Annotated in this window: 15 protein-coding genes; 9 read left to right on the forward strand and 6 right to left on the reverse strand. The window is 49.8% G+C overall.

Annotation, left to right across the window (positions count from 1 at the left end; genetic code table 11):
* Nucleotides 1–100 precede the first annotated feature (100 nt).
* A complete protein-coding gene (lrp, locus tag LVQ79_RS11365; RefSeq protein WP_000228469.1) occupies nucleotides 101–595 on the reverse strand; it encodes a leucine-responsive transcriptional regulator Lrp in 495 nt (164 codons plus the stop codon).
* Nucleotides 596–1,085: 490 nt separating this feature from the next.
* Between lrp and trxB the strand changes: the two genes are divergently transcribed.
* From trxB to infA, 5 genes are all read left to right on the forward strand, one after another.
* Entirely contained in the window at nucleotides 1,086–2,054 is a 969-nt protein-coding gene (gene trxB / locus LVQ79_RS11370) for a thioredoxin-disulfide reductase (RefSeq protein ID WP_064517474.1), read from the forward strand.
* Between the two features lie 130 nt (nucleotides 2,055–2,184).
* Nucleotides 2,185–3,951: a heme ABC transporter permease/ATP-binding protein CydD gene (gene cydD / locus LVQ79_RS11375; protein WP_232865020.1), complete on the forward strand. Its 1,767-nt coding sequence runs from the start codon at nucleotides 2,185–2,187 to the stop codon at nucleotides 3,949–3,951.
* Nucleotides 3,951–5,672, forward strand: coding sequence for a heme ABC transporter ATP-binding protein/permease CydC (gene cydC, locus LVQ79_RS11380; protein WP_232865021.1), 1,722 nt, complete (start codon nucleotides 3,951–3,953; stop codon nucleotides 5,670–5,672). The genes cydD and cydC overlap by 1 nt, the downstream gene beginning before the upstream one ends.
* A 202-nt stretch (nucleotides 5,673–5,874) precedes the next feature.
* The gene (gene aat, locus LVQ79_RS11385) at nucleotides 5,875–6,567 is read left to right on the forward strand and encodes a leucyl/phenylalanyl-tRNA--protein transferase (protein WP_232865022.1); all 693 of its coding nucleotides are present in this window, start codon (nucleotides 5,875–5,877) and stop codon (nucleotides 6,565–6,567) included.
* A gap of 291 nt (nucleotides 6,568–6,858) precedes the next feature.
* Nucleotides 6,859–7,077 (forward strand): translation initiation factor IF-1, encoded by a 219-nt coding sequence (infA, locus tag LVQ79_RS11390; protein WP_002211347.1) that lies wholly within the window; start codon nucleotides 6,859–6,861, stop codon nucleotides 7,075–7,077.
* Nucleotides 7,078–7,182: 105 nt separating this feature from the next.
* On the opposite strand, the gene clpA is transcribed toward infA, so the two are convergent.
* The gene (gene clpA, locus LVQ79_RS11395) at nucleotides 7,183–9,456 is read right to left on the reverse strand and encodes an ATP-dependent Clp protease ATP-binding subunit ClpA (RefSeq protein ID WP_151992730.1); all 2,274 of its coding nucleotides are present in this window, start codon (nucleotides 9,454–9,456) and stop codon (nucleotides 7,183–7,185) included.
* A gap of 27 nt (nucleotides 9,457–9,483) precedes the next feature.
* Nucleotides 9,484–9,804, reverse strand: coding sequence for an ATP-dependent Clp protease adapter ClpS (gene clpS, locus LVQ79_RS11400; protein ID WP_034456405.1), 321 nt, complete (start codon nucleotides 9,802–9,804; stop codon nucleotides 9,484–9,486).
* Nucleotides 9,805–10,127: 323 nt separating this feature from the next.
* On the opposite strand from clpS, the gene cspD reads away from it, so the two are divergent.
* Nucleotides 10,128–10,352 (forward strand): cold shock-like protein CspD, encoded by a 225-nt coding sequence (gene cspD / locus LVQ79_RS11405; RefSeq protein WP_151992731.1) that lies wholly within the window; start codon nucleotides 10,128–10,130, stop codon nucleotides 10,350–10,352.
* Between the two features lie 100 nt (nucleotides 10,353–10,452).
* On the opposite strand, the gene macB is transcribed toward cspD, so the two are convergent.
* Together macB and macA are read right to left on the reverse strand one after the other, a co-directional pair.
* Nucleotides 10,453–12,399 (reverse strand): macrolide ABC transporter ATP-binding protein/permease MacB, encoded by a 1,947-nt coding sequence (gene macB / locus LVQ79_RS11410; RefSeq protein WP_232865023.1) that lies wholly within the window; start codon nucleotides 12,397–12,399, stop codon nucleotides 10,453–10,455.
* On the reverse strand, nucleotides 12,396–13,511 hold the full coding sequence (macA, locus tag LVQ79_RS11415; RefSeq protein WP_232865024.1) for a macrolide transporter subunit MacA: 1,116 nt from the start codon (nucleotides 13,509–13,511) through the stop codon (nucleotides 12,396–12,398). Before macA ends, macB begins: the two co-directional genes overlap by 4 nt.
* Before the next feature lie 141 nt (nucleotides 13,512–13,652).
* On the opposite strand from macA, the gene LVQ79_RS11420 reads away from it, so the two are divergent.
* A complete protein-coding gene (locus LVQ79_RS11420) occupies nucleotides 13,653–14,600 on the forward strand; it encodes a VirK/YbjX family protein (RefSeq protein WP_232865025.1) in 948 nt (315 codons plus the stop codon).
* Between the two features lie 12 nt (nucleotides 14,601–14,612).
* On the opposite strand, the gene LVQ79_RS11425 is transcribed toward LVQ79_RS11420, so the two are convergent.
* Nucleotides 14,613–16,268: an ATP-dependent endonuclease gene (locus LVQ79_RS11425; protein WP_232865026.1), complete on the reverse strand. Its 1,656-nt coding sequence runs from the start codon at nucleotides 16,266–16,268 to the stop codon at nucleotides 14,613–14,615.
* Between the two features lie 473 nt (nucleotides 16,269–16,741).
* On the opposite strand from LVQ79_RS11425, the gene aqpZ reads away from it, so the two are divergent.
* Nucleotides 16,742–17,437 (forward strand): aquaporin Z, encoded by a 696-nt coding sequence (aqpZ, locus tag LVQ79_RS11430; protein WP_154149594.1) that lies wholly within the window; start codon nucleotides 16,742–16,744, stop codon nucleotides 17,435–17,437.
* 170 nt (nucleotides 17,438–17,607) lie between these two features.
* The gene (locus LVQ79_RS11435) at nucleotides 17,608–18,507 is read left to right on the forward strand and encodes a LysO family transporter (RefSeq protein ID WP_232865027.1); all 900 of its coding nucleotides are present in this window, start codon (nucleotides 17,608–17,610) and stop codon (nucleotides 18,505–18,507) included.
* Nucleotides 18,508–18,627: the final 120 nt, after the last annotated feature.

Raw genomic sequence — 18,627 nt, forward strand, 5'->3', positions numbered from 1 at the left:
ATAACTATGGAGAGCAACAGTGCCGGGCATTCCCGGCACTGTTGCTGTATGAATTACCAGGAGTGTAACCAAAATACGCAGATTTTGCACCTGGCCCGTGTTAACGGGTCTTAATAACCAGACGATTGCTCTGTTTGACCTCTTCCATGACCACATAGGTACGGGTATCGTTCACACCCGGCAGTCGCAACAAGGTTTCGCCTAGTAATTTGCGGTACGCTGACATATCAGGCACGCGGGTTTTCAACAGGTAGTCGAAATCGCCGGATACCAAATGACATTCTTGAATTTCTTCAAGTTTTTGAACTGCGGCGTTAAATTGCTCAAACACATCCGGTGCGCCACGATTCAGAGTAATCTCAACAAAAACCAGAAGTGATGCATCCAGATAATGCGGGTTCAGCAGAGCTGTGTAGCCCTGAATGAAACCCTGTCGTTCCAGGCGACGCACGCGCTCAAGGCACGGAGTCGGTGAAAGCCCTACTCGCTTCGAAAGCTCGACGTTGGAAATACGTCCATCCTTCTGCAGCTCGTTTAGAATGTTACGATCGATGCGGTCGAGATCTTTGCCAGGGCGCTTCTTACTATCTACCATTATTATTGTCTCTCTGTGTTCCTTCCTTCACCTGCCATAACCCGGGCAACGTCAATGTTCCGAGTGTACGTGAGAAGACCGGTGCCCAATGGCCGCCATCGACATCACTCATGGCGTCTGTCCACGCCATGAGTAGATTTCAATAACCCGGTAAAATTGCATCAGGTATGCGTGATTATTTTACAGCTCTCATACCAAATGTTTTTCTTCCTCGAATGTTTTCGCAAATGCTTAGCGGATTGTCAAAGCAAAACATCGAAATTTAGTGGAACGTGCCATATATCCGGGGCACTTGACGATTATTCATCACTTTACCTACGTGACTAATTACCCTGATCAGGTGGATTTTTATGCGCTTTCAGTGAATTGTTCTACGGCTGATTGAGCACAGCTATTGCACATATAGTTAACAAAATCGCTGCACCCTTTTTTTAACCCGCCAAATTCCCTACAATCCCTCGATTGTCTGCCAACGAACAATGAGGATCTCATGGGCACCGCTAAACACAGTAAATTGCTAATTCTTGGCTCCGGCCCTGCGGGCTACACCGCAGCAGTCTACGCGGCACGCGCCAACCTCAAACCCGTTCTGATTACCGGAATGGAAAAAGGTGGCCAGTTGACCACTACGACCGAAGTCGAGAACTGGCCGGGTGATCCAAACGACCTGACTGGCCCGGCTCTGATGGAGCGCATGCACGAACATGCGACCAAATTCGAAACAGAAATCCTGTTCGATCATATTTCTAAAGTTGATCTTCAGAATCGTCCATTCCGACTGACGGGTGATAGCGGTGAATACACCTGTGATGCATTGATCATCGCAACCGGCGCCTCAGCACGTTACCTGGGTCTGCCTTCAGAAGAGGCATTTAAAGGTCGTGGTGTTTCTGCCTGTGCTACCTGTGATGGTTTCTTCTATCGCAATCAAAAAGTTGCGGTCATCGGCGGTGGTAACACCGCAGTTGAAGAAGCCCTTTATCTGGCAAACATTGCCTCTGAAGTGCATTTGATTCACCGCCGTGACAGCTTCCGCGCTGAGAAAATCCTGATTAATCGCCTGATGGATAAGGTGAAGAACGGCAATATCGTACTTCACACTAACCGCACGCTGGATGAAGTAACTGGCGATCAAATGGGTGTTAGTGGCTTGCGTCTGCGCGATGCGCATAATACTGACCAGACTGAAGAGCTAGAAGTTGCGGGTCTGTTTGTTGCTATCGGCCACAGCCCGAACACGGGGATTTTTGACGGTCAGCTAGAGTTGGAGAATGGTTACATCAAAGTCCAGTCCGGTATCCACGGTAATGCCACGCAAACCAGCATCCCTGGTGTATTTGCCGCTGGTGATGTTATGGACCATATCTACCGCCAGGCAATTACCTCTGCAGGCACAGGATGTATGGCTGCATTAGATGCTGAGCGTTACCTGGACGGACTCGCCGAACAGAATAAGTAACTCTCATAACCCATAGCGACAGTTTGAAGATACGTAAAGGCGACTGAATAAGTCGCCTTTCTTTTGCCTGCGTTGTAACATTGCCCGCAAATTTTGCCTGATAATTCATCATTTACCTGCACTGGCAACCATGAATAAAACCCGTCAACAAGAACTTAGCCGCTGGCTAAAAACACAAAGCATTATCTCGCGCCGCTGGCTGGGGCTTTCCCGTTTTTTGGGTTTGGTCAGTGGGCTGCTGATCGTTGCTCAGGCCTGGATTTTAGCCAGGATGTTGCAGCATATGATTATGGAAAACATACCGCGTGAAGCTTTGCTTCTGCTGTTCGTTATCCTGATTCTGATTTTTGTATTACGAGCCTGGGTCGTATGGCTGCGTGAAAAGGTCGGTTTTTATGCCGGGCTGCACATTCGGCAGGAAATACGCCGTAAAGTGCTCGATCGCATCCACGAAGCTGGTCCGGCCTGGATTCAGGGCAAACCTGTAGGCAGTTGGGCAACGCTGGTTCTCGAACAGATTGAAGATATGCATGATTATTACGCCCGTTACCTGCCGCAAATGTCGCTTGCAGTGATGGTTCCGGTACTGATTTTAATCGTAATCTTCCCATCTAACTGGGTCGCTGCATTGATTTTGCTCTGCACCGCACCGCTTATCCCGCTGTTTATGGCAATGGTCGGTATGGGGGCTGCAGATGCGAACCGCCGTAACTTCCAGGCGCTGGCTCGCCTTAGCGGCCATTTCCTTGACCGCCTGCGTGGTATGGAAACACTTCGCTTGTTTAACCGTGGTAGCGCTGAAACAGAGAATATCCGCGTCGCTTCGCAGGATTTCCGCCAGCGGACAATGGAAGTATTACGTCTTGCGTTCCTCTCCTCCGGCGTGCTGGAGTTCTTCGCCTCACTTTCAATCGCGCTGGTTGCGGTTTACTTCGGTTTCTCCTATCTGGGCGAGCTGAACTTTGGCCATTACAGCACCGGCGTGACTCTGTTTGCGGGTTTCCTGGCCCTGATTCTTGCTCCTGAATTTTTCCAACCGCTACGCGACTTAGGCACTTTCTATCACGCTAAAGCACAAGCCGTGGGTGCAGCTGATAGCCTGATGACATTCCTCGATGCGCCATTGCAGGAACGTAAAAAAGGCAGTGCACAATTTAATTGCAACGAGCCAATCTGCATTGAAGCGCGAGATTTAGTTATCCTGTCAACCGAAGAAAAAGCTCTCGCAGGTCCTCTGAACTTCACTCTTTCAGCTAATCAACGCGTCGTTTTGGTTGGGCAAAGTGGTGCTGGTAAAAGCTCACTACTCAACGTGTTATCTGGTTTTTTACCTTATCAAGGGCACTTGCTAATCAACGGTATTGAGCTTTCAGAGCTTGACCCTAAATGGTGGCGTGAACAACTCAGTTGGGTTGGGCAAAACCCACAACTTCCGGCTCCAACCATCCGCGAAAACGTGCTGTTAAGTGATCCAGATGCCAGCTCTGAACAATTAGCTACCGCACTGGAAAAAGCCTCTGTCAGCGAATTCCTGCCGTTGTTACCGCAAGGTATTGATACACCGCTTGGCGAAGCCGCAGCGCGCTTATCGGTCGGCCAGGCACAACGTGTTGCCGTAGCACGAGCCTTGCTGATGCCATGTGGATTGTTACTGCTGGATGAACCAGCCGCAAGCCTGGACGCTCACAGCGAGCAGCGAGTGATGGACGCTTTGAGTGACGCTTCCCGCCAACAAACGACGTTAATGGTAACGCACCAATTGGACTACATCAGCGACTGGGATGAAGTGTGGGTGATGCGTGATGGTCGTATTGTGCAACAAGGGAATTACGCAACGCTTGCCTCTCAGGAAGGTCCGTTTGCTACATTACTGGCTCATCGCCAGGAGGAGATTTAATGCGCGCTTTACTGCCCTATCTGGCGCTTTATTGCCGTCATAAATGGCTACTGACACTTGGCGTGGTGCTGGCGATTATCACACTGCTGGCAAGCATTGGGCTGCTCACGCTTTCTGGCTGGTTTCTCTCCGCATCGGCTGTGGTCGGCGTTGCAGGTATTTATAGTTTTAACTATATGTTGCCTGCCGCGGGTGTGCGTGGTGGCGCAATTACGCGTACCGCAGGGCGCTATTTTGAACGCTTAGTCAGCCATGATGCGACTTTCCGCGTGCTTCAGCATCTGCGCGTCTCCACTTTTAGCAAACTGCTTCCGCTCTCCCCTGCTGGGCTTGCTCGTTTTCGTCAGGGTGAATTGCTTAATCGCCTGGTTGCGGATGTCGACACCCTTGATCATCTTTACCTGCGCGTGATTTCGCCGATGGTCGGTGCATTTGTCGTCATTGCCGTTGTCACGTTCGGTTTGAGCTTCCTCGATGTGCAGTTAGCTCTAACGCTCGGCGGTGTTTTACTGGCGACATTAGTCATATTGCCACCCTTATTTTATTACGCGGGAAAATCAACCGGTGAGGCGATTACCGTCCAGCGTGGACAATACCGTCAGCAACTCACAGCATGGCTACAGGGCCACGCAGAATTAACCATTTTTGGTGCTACCCAGCGTTATCGCCAGCAACTCGAAGCCACCGAAGATCGCTGGCAAGAAGCACAGCGCCGCCAGGCGGAGCTTACGGCTCTTTCACAAGCCGTTATGCTGCTTATCAGCGGTGTTGCCGTCATATTGATGCTGTGGATGGCTGCGGCTGGTGTAGGTGGAAATACAACACCTGGTGCGCTTATTGCGTTGTTTGTGTTCTGTGCCCTGGCCGCCTTTGAGGCACTGGCTCCGGTCACCGGAGCGTTTCAACATTTAGGTCAGGTTATCGCATCAGCATTACGCGTAACTGAAATCACCAGTCAAAAACCGGAGGTCGTTTTCACCGAACAGCCTCACTCCATCCCTGAAAGCGTAGCTTTGGATATTAACAACCTTAGCTTTGCCTATCCTGAGCAGTCTCAAATGGCGTTACGGGACATCTCTCTCAGAATCGAGGCTGGGCAACATGTCGCGATTCTCGGGCGCACAGGCTGTGGTAAATCAACGCTGCTTCAATTGCTGACCCGTGCATGGGAACCGCAGCAGGGCGAGATTCGCCTTAATGGAGAACCGTTGAGCCAGTTTGATGAAACGGCTTTACGCGCAGCCACCAGCGTCGTCTCTCAGCGCGTCCATTTATTTAGTGCCACGCTGCGCGACAACCTTTTGCTCGCAGCCCCCCAGGCAAGCGATCAACAACTGAGTCGTGTACTGACGCGCGTAGGTCTTGAGAAGTTGTTAGACGACTCAGGCCTGAATAGTTGGCTTGGGGAAGGTGGCAGGCAGTTATCAGGCGGAGAATTGCGCCGTCTGGCGATTGCACGAGCCTTATTGCATGACGCGCCGCTGTTTTTGCTCGACGAGCCGACCGAAGGTTTAGATGCGGAAACTGAACGCCAGATACTTGATTTACTGGCCGAAGTGACCAAAGAAAAAACCGTGCTGATGGTGACGCATCGCCTGCGTGGGCTGGCTCATTTCGACAGCATTATTGTGATGGACAACGGGGAAATTATTGAGCAAGGTACTCACGCAGATTTGATGGCCAGCGCTGGCCGTTATTATCATTTCCATCAGCGTTTGTAGACTGTGTAATGAGTACCATCCCAGTAGGCGTTATTGTTGCAGTCAGTTTGAACACGGACAGCGCGCAGGAACCGGAACGTAAACGAAGTACGTGAGGATTCTGAGCACTGCCCAGGTTCAAAATGGCAAATTAAATAGCCCTAATGGGATGAGCACTTAGTCTATTATCAATAATTATAGTTAGCCCCGGAGCCGTGACGTCATGCGCCTTATTCAGCTTTCCCGTGACTCAATCGCCTTTCCTTCACCGGAAGGCGCGTTGCGTGAACCTAATGGGTTACTGGCGCTCGGGGGCGATTTAAGCCCGGCTCGTTTGTTGATGGCTTACCAGCGTGGCATCTTTCCCTGGTTTTCACCTGGCGATCCTATTTTGTGGTGGTCGCCAGACCCGCGCGCGGTGCTTTTCCCGGATCAGTTTCACCTGAGCCGCAGCATGAAGCGTTTCCACCGCAACTCCCCGTACCGCGTAACGCTGAACCACGCATTCGAGCGTGTTATCGCCGAGTGCGCAGACGATCGTGACGAAGGAACCTGGATTACACCTGAAATCATCGACGCCTATAAACGACTCCATGAACTCGGCCATGCTCATTCGATAGAAGTCTGGGAAGATAAAGAATTAGTGGGGGGAGTATATGGTGTGGCGCAAGGCTCTCTATTTTGTGGAGAGTCAATGTTCAGTCGCCGAGAAAACGCCTCCAAAACAGCGCTACTGGTGTTCTGCCAACACTTTCTCAGTTATGGCGGCAAGCTAATAGATTGCCAGGTACTTAATGCCCATACCGCATCGCTAGGAGCAATTGAAATTCCTCGCCGTGAGTATCTGGAACATCTGTCCATATTTCGTCCACAACATCTGGCATCTTATTGTTGGGTGCCACAAATCCTGTCGTAGCGATAATGTTTACGGCACATTACTGTTAAGAGTGTTATAATTAGCCCCGCAGAGTGAGCTCTGCTCATTACCCCGCCGCCGTTTGGGATTAGCTTTAACAGGGACAGCCCATCGTTTATCTCTTCGCAGCCCTCATCATAAGCGCCAATAGTGCAGCTTTTGGTTGGGTTTTGGGTAATGCGCAAATTGCACTTTCGCTGGTGATTTCACCAACAATTCTTTACATGATACGTGAACTTGGGCATTATCTTGCCGGTTCAAAACTATGGTAGTGATACCCTCGAGGATTAGATGGCCAAAGAAGACAATATTGAAATGCAGGGTACCGTACTTGATACGTTACCTAACACCATGTTCCGCGTTGAGCTGGAAAACGGGCACGTGGTAACCGCTCATATCTCCGGTAAAATGCGTAAAAACTATATCCGCATCCTGACGGGTGACAAAGTCACTGTAGAGCTGACCCCGTACGACCTGAGCAAAGGCCGCATTGTCTTCCGTAGTCGCTGATAGTTTTATTTAGCGCTGCGTAGTAAACAGGCGGCGTGAACAATTTAATAATAGAAAGGCCAGGTCATTGACCTGGCCTTTTTTTATTACGGCACTAATTATTAATTAGTGCGCCGTTTCCGGTTTATGCTTCTGCGCGCTATGGAAATTATAAATCAGTTTCTGATTATCTTTATCCAGCGCTACCGTCACCTGTCCCCCATCCACCAGTGAACCAAATAACAGTTCGTTAGCGAGTGGTTTTTTCAGGTTGTCCTGAATAACACGTGTCATTGGACGAGCGCCCATTGCACGGTCATAGCCTTTTTCTGCCAGCCAATCGCGCGCTTCCTGGCTCACTTCCAGAGACACACCTTTCTGATCCAGCTGCACCTGGAGTTCGACGATAAACTTGTCGACAACCTGATGAATCACATCTGTAGACAGATGGTTGAACCAAATAATGTTGTCCAGACGGTTGCGGAATTCTGGAGTAAAGATCTTCTTGATCTCTTCCATGGCATCGGTGCTGTTGTCCTGACGAATCAGGCCAATAGACTTACGCTCGGTTTCACGCACACCGGCGTTGGTGGTCATCACCAGAATTACGTTACGGAAATCAGCTTTGCGCCCGTTATTATCGGTCAGCGTACCGTTGTCCATCACCTGCAATAACAGGTTAAAGACATCCGGGTGCGCCTTTTCGATTTCATCAAGCAGCAGCACGGAGTGAGGATGTTTAATGACCGCATCCGTCAGCAGGCCGCCCTGGTCGAAACCAACGTAACCTGGAGGTGCACCAATCAAACGGCTCACCGTGTGGCGTTCCATGTATTCCGACATATCGAAGCGCAACAGCTCAATGCCCAGTGATTTCGCCAATTGAACAGTGACTTCTGTTTTACCAACACCCGTAGGGCCGGCAAACAGGAATGAACCCACTGGCTTATGATCATGCCCTAAACCGGCACGGCTCATTTTGATGGCTTCGGTTAACGCCTCAATGGCTTTATCCTGGCCAAACACCAGCATTTTCAGGCGATCATCAAGGCTGCGAAGCGTATCGCGGTCGCTTGCTGAAACACTTTTCTCCGGGATACGCGCAATACGCGCAACCACGGTTTCGATGTCAGAGACATTGACCGTTTTCTTACGCTTGCTCACCGGCATCAGGCGGCTACGAGCACCCGCTTCGTCGATAACGTCAATGGCTTTATCTGGCAAGTGGCGATCGTTGATATATTTCACCGCCAACTCCACCGCTGCACGAATCGCTTTCGCGGTGTAACGCACGTCGTGGTGCGCTTCGTACTTCGGTTTCAGGCCGTTAATAATCTGAACGGTTTCTTCAACGCTTGGCTCAGTAATATCAATTTTCTGGAAGCGACGCGCCAGAGCACGGTCTTTCTCAAAGATATTGCTGAATTCCTGGTAAGTGGTTGAACCGATAACACGAATCTTGCCACTTGAGAGCAGCGGCTTAATCAGGTTTGCGGCATCAACTTGCCCACCAGATGCAGCGCCCGCACCGATGATGGTATGAATTTCATCAATAAACAGGATGCTGTTCTGATCCTGCTCAAGCTGTTTAAGCAGCGCTTTGAAACGTTTTTCAAAGTCACCACGGTATTTGGTACCCGCCAGCAGCGAACCGATATCCAGCGAGTAAATAGTGCAATCAGCAATCACTTCCGGAACATCGCCCTGCACAATACGCCAGGCAAGCCCTTCGGCAATGGCGGTTTTACCGACACCCGATTCACCCACTAACAGTGGGTTGTTTTTACGGCGACGGCACAGAACCTGAATGGCACGCTCAAGCTCTTTCTCGCGGCCAATCAGCGGATCGATCCCTCCCACACGTGCAAGCTGGTTGAGATTGGTGGTGAAGTTTTCCATACGTTCCTCCCCGCCTGCTTGCTCTTCATTGACCGGATTTTCTGCACCCGGTGCCTGATTAGGTTCGTCTTTACGTGTACCGTGAGAGATAAAGTTCACCACATCAAGGCGGCTAACTTCATGTTTACGCAGCAGGTACGCTGCCTGGGATTCCTGCTCGCTAAAGATAGCCACCAGCACGTTTGCGCCTGTGACTTCACTGCGACCAGAAGACTGGACGTGGAACACCGCACGTTGCAGCACGCGCTGGAAGCTGAGCGTAGGTTGAGTGTCACGCTCTTCTTCACTGGCTGGCAGAACCGGTGTGGTTTGTTCGATGAAGGCCTCGAGTTCCTGTCGCAGCGCCACCAGATCTACGCTACACGCTTCCAGCGCTTCACGAGCCGATGGGTTACTGAGCAAAGCCAGTAACAGATGCTCGACAGTCATAAACTCATGTCGGTGCTCGCGCGCTCTGGCGAAAGCCATGTTTAAACTGAGTTCCAGTTCTTGATTGAGCATAGGCACCTCCCCCAAATTTTGCCTTCTTCAGGCTTTTTCTAGCGTACACAGCAGCGGATGCTCATGCTCCCTTGCATACTGGTTCACTAACGCGACTTTGGTTTCCGCTACTTCTGCAGTAAAAATGCCACAGATAGCTTTACCCTGATAGTGCACAGTGAGCATCAATTGCGTCGCACGTTCTACATCATAAGAAAAGAACTTTTGCAGCACGTCAATAACAAATTCCATCGGCGTGTAGTCATCGTTCATTAACATTACTTTATACATCGACGGTGGTTTTAGCGCTTCGCGCAATTTGTCACCCACCAGTTGGTCGAAATCCAACCAATCGTTCGTCTTACCCATTGCAAATCGTCATCATGTTAAATCGCCCGTTATCATTAAGGCGAAGCCCATAGGTTGAGTGTAATACGCTTTCAGTTAACGTGACTCATTGAGTTCAAACGTGACAACTTTTAGCTATAGAGAGCTCTGTCACATTAATCACAATAGCGTTAACTGCTTCAAATTTTTGATTCATTTTCAATCGATCACCCCCGTGCAACGCTTGACGACATGGTTAAATTATCTACATTGTACAAGCGTGAGTTGGCGAGGTTTTGAACAGCCCGCCCTCACCCACCGGTTCATTCCATCTCACTTATAAGATTTTCGAAGGATGTAGAAGCATGGAGACGGGTACAGTTAAATGGTTCAATAACGCCAAAGGGTTCGGTTTTATCTGCCCTGAAGGCGGTGGCGAAGATATCTTCGCTCATTACTCCACCATTAAGATGGATGGTTACAGAACGCTTAAAGCCGGGCAAACAGTCAGGTTTGATGTACATCAGGGGCCAAAAGGCAATCACGCTAGCTTGATTGTACCTCTGGAGCTAGAAGCAGCGGTCGCCTGACCTTTTGTTTCATTGTGTACATCACCCAGTCAAAATGCCAGCCCGCAAGCTGGCATTTTTATTTCGGGTCTATAACCAATCGTCATATCTCAGATTAAAATTATTCACGCGCCAGCGCATCAATCGGGTTCAATCTTGCGGCATTTCTCGCTGGCAGCCAGCCAAAAATAATTCCCGTCGCAGTCGAACAGGCAAATGCGGTTAACAATGCCATCGGCGAGAAACCAATTTCCCAGCCCGGCAAAACCAGTTGCAAAGTGAAGGCAATAAGAAGAGATAAAGAAATCCCCAACGCACCTCCCACCAGACACACCAGCACAGCCTCAATCAAAAACTGCTGCAGGACATCACTGGCTCGTGCGCCGACCGCCATGCGAATACCAATCTCTTTGGTACGCTCCGTTACCGACACCAGCATGATGTTCATCACGCCAATACCACCTACCAACAACGAAATCACCGCCACCAAAGTCAGGAACATCTGTAGAGTACGTGTGGTCTTTTCCGCCGTTTTCAACAGGCCGTCCATATTGTAGGTGAAGAAATCTTTCTTACCGTGACGTAACTGCAACAGCCGGTTGAGCTGCTGCTCCGCTTCGTGGCTGTTGTAACCCTCGTTAACGCGTACCGTAATAGAGTTAAGCCAGCTTTGCCCCATCACCCGCCCAGCCATGGTGTTATACGGCAGCCAGACACGCAGAATTTTACTGCTGCCAAACATCGACTGCTTCTCTTGCGCTACACCAATTACCGTCGCGGGCATATTCCCCACCAGCACGATTTCACCCACTACTTTGGCTTTATCGGGGAACAACTGACGTTTGGTGTTGCTGTCGAGCACCACCACCTGTGCGCGCCCTGCCAGCTGCTCTTCGTTAAAGGTGTTACCTTCGCTAAAGGTCATGCCATAGACGTTAAAATACTGGCTGCTGACACCGTTCACGCTGGCGGCCGCATCAACATTGCCATAACGTAAACGTAAGTTGCTTGAAAGCGCAGGTGTGGCTGACCTGACCCAAGGTTGCTGGCTTATTGCTGCCAGATCGTCATATTTCAGCGCCTGCTGGTACTGCGGGTCATCGTCGCCAAAATCTTTACCTGGATAGATATCAATCGTATTGGTACCTATCGAGCGAATATCCTGCAACACCATCTGTTTTGCCGCATCACCGACAATGACTATCGATACCACCGAAGCAATACCGATAATGATCCCAAGCATGGTTAACAGCGTGCGCATTTTATTCGCCGCCAGCGCCAGCCAGGCCATGGTAAATGCTTCGCGGAAACTGCTAAGTGTTTGCTGAAATGCCGAGTTTGCGGGCTGTGGTTTCACCTCTTTCGGTGCACCAGTCTGTTGAATAACAGAAGGAGGATTACTGATAATCTCACCATCGTGAATCTCGATAACACGCTGTGCCTGTGCTGCAATACTCGGATCGTGGGTCACAATGATGACGGTATGACCCAGTTCACGCAGTTGCTTGAGTGTTGCCATCACCTCTTCGCCAGAGTGGCTATCGAGCGCACCGGTTGGTTCATCAGCAAGAATAACCTGCCCACCATTCATCAGAGCGCGAGCGATACTGACGCGCTGCTGCTGCCCGCCTGAAAGCTGTGAAGGGAGATAATCAACACGTTCAGCAAGCCCCAGACGCATTAATAAAGCTCGCGCACGTTGCTGACGATAAATCCGCGCCGTACCGGCATACACCGCGGGTACTTCCACGTTTTGGGTCGCGTTCAGATGCGAGAGCAAATGGTAGCGCTGGAAGATAAAACCAAAGTGCTCACGGCGTAACGTCGCAAGTGCATCACTGTCCAGCAGTGCCGTGTCCTGCCCGGCCACTTTGTAACTACCGCTGCTGGGTTTATCCAGACAGCCAAGAATGTTCATCAGCGTGGATTTACCAGAGCCTGACGCCCCGACAATCGCCACCATCTCACCAGCTTCAATAGTGATGTTGATGCCTTTAAGCACTTCAACTTGTTCGTCTCCCGACGGATAGCTACGGCGAATATCCCGTAGCTCAAGCAGTGCTGTCATGGCGCACTCCCGGCGGTGCTTTTGCCAGTCACCACTTCTTCACCTTCGGTGAGGCCAGTGGCAACTTGCGCCTGGGTGTCATTACGCATACCGATAGTAATTTCGCGGTCACGGGTTTCACCGTTGCGTAAAACCGAAACTTTATAGCGGTTATCACCGACCGGCTCGCCCAGAGCGGCAAGCGGAATGGTTAATACGTCTTTCACGCCACCAAGCTGAATATGTACCTGCGCCGTCATTTCCAGACGCAGCACACCTTTCGGGTTCGGGACTTCGAAACGGGCGTTATAGAAGATCGCGTCGTTGACCTTAACCGGCGTCGGCAAAATATCGATTAGCAGCCCTTCATAGCGTGTTAGCGGATCGCCAAGCACGGTAAACCACGCTTTTTGGCCGGGCTTCAGGTGAATCACGTCAGCTTCAGAAACCTGAGCTTTCACCAGCATGGTGCCGAGATCGGCAAGTGTCAGAATGTTCGGTGCTTGCTGAGCCGCAATCACCGTCTGGCCTTGTTTGGTGGTAATTTCAGTCACCTCACCTGCCATCGGTGCCACAATCTGCGTGTAATCAAGGTTGGTTTTTGCCGTATCTAACGACGCCTGATTACGTTTAATTTGCGCATCAATAGTGCCGATTTGCGCCTGCCTGACTTCAAGATCGGTCACTGCGGTATCCAGATCTTGCTGTGATATTGCCTGCGTTTTGGCCAGCGCCCGCTGGCGGTTTAACGTTACTTGCGCAAGTTTGGCCTGCGCCACAGCCTGGCGCCGCTGAGCACGCAACTCCATTAATGTCGCTTCCACTTCTTTAATCTGGTTTTGCGCTTGTTCTGGGTCAATAACTCCCAACAACTGATCTTTCTTCACTTTATCGCCGATGTTTACCGACAGCGTTTTTAGCTGCCCGCTGACCTGCGCACCCACATCAACTTTACGCAAAGCATCGAGCTTACCCGTCGCCAGCACACTTTGTTGCAGCTCACCTTTACGCACGATCATGGTCTGATAAACCGGCGCTGGCGCATTCAGAAACTTCCAGAGCCAAATGACGAACAGCAATACCAACAGGCCCAGAAGCCAATAACGTTTTTTTATTTTTCCCTTGAATCTCATAGGTATCCTGCAAACAGACTGGCTAATTAAATAAAGTCTCAACAAAAACCGCGAGTCTACGGCTCTCTGGCTACTGATTGAACATTCATTGAACTTAAGAGTGGTGAAATTACACCATTCTTTATCAACCAGGTTTCAATCATGTCGCCAATTACCGTAGACGAACTTATTTCAACACCGCAACTTAATGGCTGGCAGCTATTTCTTTGTCTGGCAAAGGGACAGTGGACGCCTGGTAGCGCATGGAAGAATCCGGCTTACCGCCGCAAGTTTGTCCTGCGGTCACTGGCAAATCCATGGGCTACGGCACGTTTACTGAGCGATTTATCTCATCAGCCCTGGCTTGAAAAACTGCTTAACGTGCAACCTGGTTTACCCTGCCGAACCCATCGCCCTTATTTAACAACGAATTTTAACCGCAAGGCTGTGGCGAATGCATTGTCTTTCCACTACAACGAACTGACCAATGCCCTGCCTGTAGCCCTACTACAGCAGCACTTCTCAGAAAAAGGTGCGCATCTGGCAACCATAACGGGTAAAGATGAATGCTTCTACTACCTGAATTTTTGTGCCATCGCCAATCTCGACAAAGAAGGTGAAGCGACGTTGACTTTCACCCGTCAGGATGGGATTTCGCTTGCCGGATTAACCTTCACTTTGTGCCAGTATCAGGGCCAAAAGACGCTGTTTATCGGCGGATTGCAGGGAGCTCAAAGCGACGTACCCCATGAATATATCCAGGTCGCCACAAAAGCCTGTCACGGATTGTTCCCAAAACGCCTGGTTCTTGAAGCTGCCTGCCAACTGGCACGCCATTTGGGAGCGAAAAAAATCCTCGCGGTCAGCAACAGCTCGCATATCTATCGCTCATGGCGTTATGCGAAAAAGAAGAAAGATAAAATCCATGCCGATTACGACAGCTTCTGGCAATCAATGAGCGGTGAGTTATTGCCAGAAGGTCTCTTTAGCATGCCTTTGAGCGTGGCTCGCAAACCCCTTGAGGATATCGCCAGCAAAAAACGCGCGGAGTATCGCCGCCGCTACAGCTTGTTAGATGAGATGACAACGCATATTGAGCAGCAGTTTTAAGCAACTACCGGGCTAATCAGCACGTCCACGTGCAAGCCAAAGTACGCGTGAGAACATTTTTCGCAACAGCGAAGGCACAGCATCAATACCACGCCTGCCAGCCTCCATCGCCACTTCAATGGCTAAATCAGGCTTAGAAGAACGGTGGATGGCTTTTACAATAATGCGCCGCATATTCATCGGCACATTTTCGGGAAGTTGTGCCACGCGGTGGAAAACATCTGCAAATCCCTGGCGGTACATGAAATGCTCCATATCCATCGCAGGCAATGTCGTCAGATGGTCGCGTTCCTGATCGCGGTCATTTTCCAGAATGCCGCGCACCACAGACGCATATTTTTTTCCCGCTTCATCGCCATCAACCAGCACATGCCATTCAATACCCATGCGCCTTGCAAATTTAATCAGTGGGCGCAGGCCAGACTGTGCAAATTCGATGACTTTCACCCCTTCAGCATCAAAATGATGCCCACACTGGCGCGCCAGTTCGTTCATCACCCACACTTCTGTTTCCCCTTCAACTAACAACCAGCAACGAGCAAACAGTGATGAGGCCCGATTAAAACGGATGTGAAACGCAATGCGACGGCTATCTTCAGCATTCATCCCGCCAGGACCGAGCCGCCATGCAGCAACTTTCGAAGATTCACGCACCAGACGACAGACATTCTCAACCGGGGTGAGTGATAACAATTCACCGGAATTGGTGGTGGTGATTTTTTGTAGCGGTAGCAAATTTAATAAATGCCAGGCCACTGACAACATAATAGGGTGTAGCCGCGTTTCCGGGTCTTCCACCAGCAACAGGGGGCGCGCGTCTTTATCCAGCGCTACGGTTCCTTTTGCTTGCAGAAGTGTTGAAAACATTCCCAATAAAATCATGCGATGAGCGCGACTATTGGGTTTGTCTATCATGCGGTTGATGACATCCAGATAACGCCAGCTTCGTTGCTCATCGTGCGAGCGACGTCGTAACAGCCGCTGATGCGCAACAGCGCCCTGCTCAGAAAAATAGTGTTCAAGCAATTGCACCATGGCCGACAGCCCCTGGCGCAACTGTGAATCTGTGAGATTTTGCGGGCGAGAAACCAGTTCACGCGCGAGGAAATCAAGCTGACGGGCCGTCATCTCAGTTTCTGGCATTACCGGGATGCTATCGTTGCGCAGGCGGCGCATAAATCGCGCATCACGCAAGCGTAACACGGGGTTGAGACGGATAATTTGCCTGGCAAGCGTATCAATATCATCAAGCTCAACGGAGTGACCGTTGTTATCAAGGAAGCTGCGTAGCGTCAGAATTGTGCCATCTTCCGCAAGCTCACCGACCAGACGATACATGATGCGATGGAAGCCATCATTCCCTTCCACCCATACAGGCGACAGTGAGCGGTAACGCCGCCCGAGATGATGGCCAGGTGCTGTTTCCCGAAAGGTCAGCACAATGTGTAGATGGTGCTCCCGGCCTTGTAGATCGCCCGGAGGGAAGTAGAAATCGTCACGACCGAAGTGATAGAGAGTTTCGTGCGGTGACAGCAACAAAGTGAGCGCATCCAGCAAGCTGGATTTACCCCATGCGTTTTCGCCAATCAAAACATTATTTTGCTCAAGCATTAACGATAAACGGTTAATACCCCTGAATCCGACAATTTCTACGCGCTCGAGAAACATAATCCCTCCAGATTGGTTAATGCTTTCCTTTAGCTACACGCCACAGCCTGCATAGCTCGAGTATATACCTTTCCCCCTCTGGCGGCAGGTTAGCCCGTCGAGTTATTTATGGCGTAGCAGGATACTATTAATTTTTCCATTTTTATTTTGCTCAAAAATAAACAGTGAAGTTTATTGTTATTACTTGTAATTCTGCCAACCGATAAAAAGTGCGTTTAATACAAGACAATTCTTACTTTATTAAAAACTCTTCTATACTTCCAACGTGTTTATTCTTGAAAGGAATGCCATCTCATTGCCCTAAATCAATTTTTTAGGATTTTATAGTGTGGCTCTAACTAAGTGAACTCATTAACATTGCTGCTCTTTTATTATTTACGTTACGTCTTAAACGGCTGTAACAAACAATAATCGGGTAGATGCCTTTATTTACATCACCCGGGATTCACTGTTTTTGAAATGCAGAGGTGGTTATGTTTAGGAAATTAGCGGCAGAATTCTTTGGTACATTCTGGTTAGTATTCGGTGGCTGTGGGAGTGCTGTGCTGGCAGCGGCATATCCTGAGTTAGGGATTGGTTTTGCTGGTGTGGCATTAGCATTTGGTTTAACCGTATTAACTATGGCTTATGCAGTTGGTCATATTTCCGGTGGCCACTTTAACCCAGCAGTCACGCTGGGCTTGTGGGCTGGCGGTCGTTTCCCAGCTAAAGATGTTATTGGTTATATTGTGGCGCAAGTGATTGGCGGTATTGTTGCAGCCGGTATTCTTTATTTAGTTGCCAGCGGCAAAAGTGGCTTTGATGCAGCAGCAAGCGGTTTTGCTTCTAATGGTTATGGTGAACATTCACCAGACCATTACTCCATGTTGTCAGCAATCATTATTGAAATCGTCTTGACCTGTGGCTTCTTGATTGTGATCCATGGGGCAACCGATAAGTTTGCACCAGCGGGCTTTGCACCCATTGCTATCGGCCTTGCGTTAACCTTGATTCACCTGATTAGCATCCCAGTCACCAATACCTCTGTGAACCCAGCACGTAGTACTGCCGTTGCTATCTTCCAGGGCGGTTGGGCATTACAGCAATTGTGGCTGTTCTGGGTAATGCCAATTATTGGCGGTATCCTGGGTGGCGTTATCTACCGGACATTGCTGGAAAAACGTAACTAATTTGATTCAAGCGTCACCGGCTTCAATTTGGCTGGTGGCGCTGTATTTACTTGCCCTGCACTAAATCCTCAACCTGCATAAAAATCCTTTTTTTTCGTAGCTTTACTCATTCTCTTTCTTTGGGTAGTGTGACATACGTCGTTACTTCTATCGCAAGGATTGTCCGCACCATGTTTTCGGGATTGTTAATTATCTTAGTGCCGCTGATTATCGGTTATCTGATTCCTCTGAAAAAAACCAGTCTGTTAAAGCTCATTAATCGCCTATTGAGCTGGATTGTGTATGTGATTTTATTTTTCATGGGCATCAGCCTCGCATTTCTCGATAACCTGGCAAGTAACCTGCTTGCAATCCTTCATTACGCTGCGGTCACCGTTGTGGTGTTATTGCTCTGCAATGCTGCTGCACTGCTTTGGCTTGAGCGTTCCATGCCATGGCGCCACAATCACGAGCAAGAAAAACTCCCTTCACGAATTGCGATGGCGCTGGAATCACTAAAATTATGCTTTGTGGTGATAGCGGGTTTTCTGCTTGGTCTGACTGGCTGGCCAATTCTGCATCACGCCACCGACGCCAGCGAATACACACTTATATTCCTGTTGCTGCTGGTAGGTATCCAACTGCGTAATAGCGGTATGACGTTAAAACAGATTGTGCTTAATCGGCGCGGTATGATCGTGGCAGTCGTCGTGGCACTGAGCTCACTTGCCGGTGGTGTTATCAACGCCTTTATTCTTGACCTGCCAATTAAGACAGGTTTAGCGATGGCATCGGGATTCGGCTGGTATTCACTGTCGGGCATTTTGATGACGGAATCCTACGGGCCAGTAATTGGTAGTGCGGCATTCTTTAACGACCTTGCGCGAGAGCTAATTGCCATCATGTTGATTCCCGGACTGGTACGCCGTAGACGCTCAACCGCACTCGGGTTGTCTGGCGCAACGTCGATGGACTTCACCCTGCCTGTTTTACAACGCAGCGGAGGGCTGGAAATTGTTCCAGCGGCGATTGTTCACGGGTTCATCCTCAGCTTACTCACCCCGCTTCTCATGGCATTTTTCGCTTCCTGATACCTCATTGGCGGTAGGTTTCTGCCGCCAAATTTGCGCTAAATCAATCTCCTTTTAAGTTGTATCAGAAATACCTTTTCCCTGTGCGGCACTGAGCATAACCTTAAACATGTATATCAA

Source organism: Buttiauxella cochleicola (assembly GCF_021282405.1).
Taxonomy (GTDB): Bacteria; Pseudomonadota; Gammaproteobacteria; order Enterobacterales; family Enterobacteriaceae; genus Buttiauxella; species Buttiauxella massiliensis.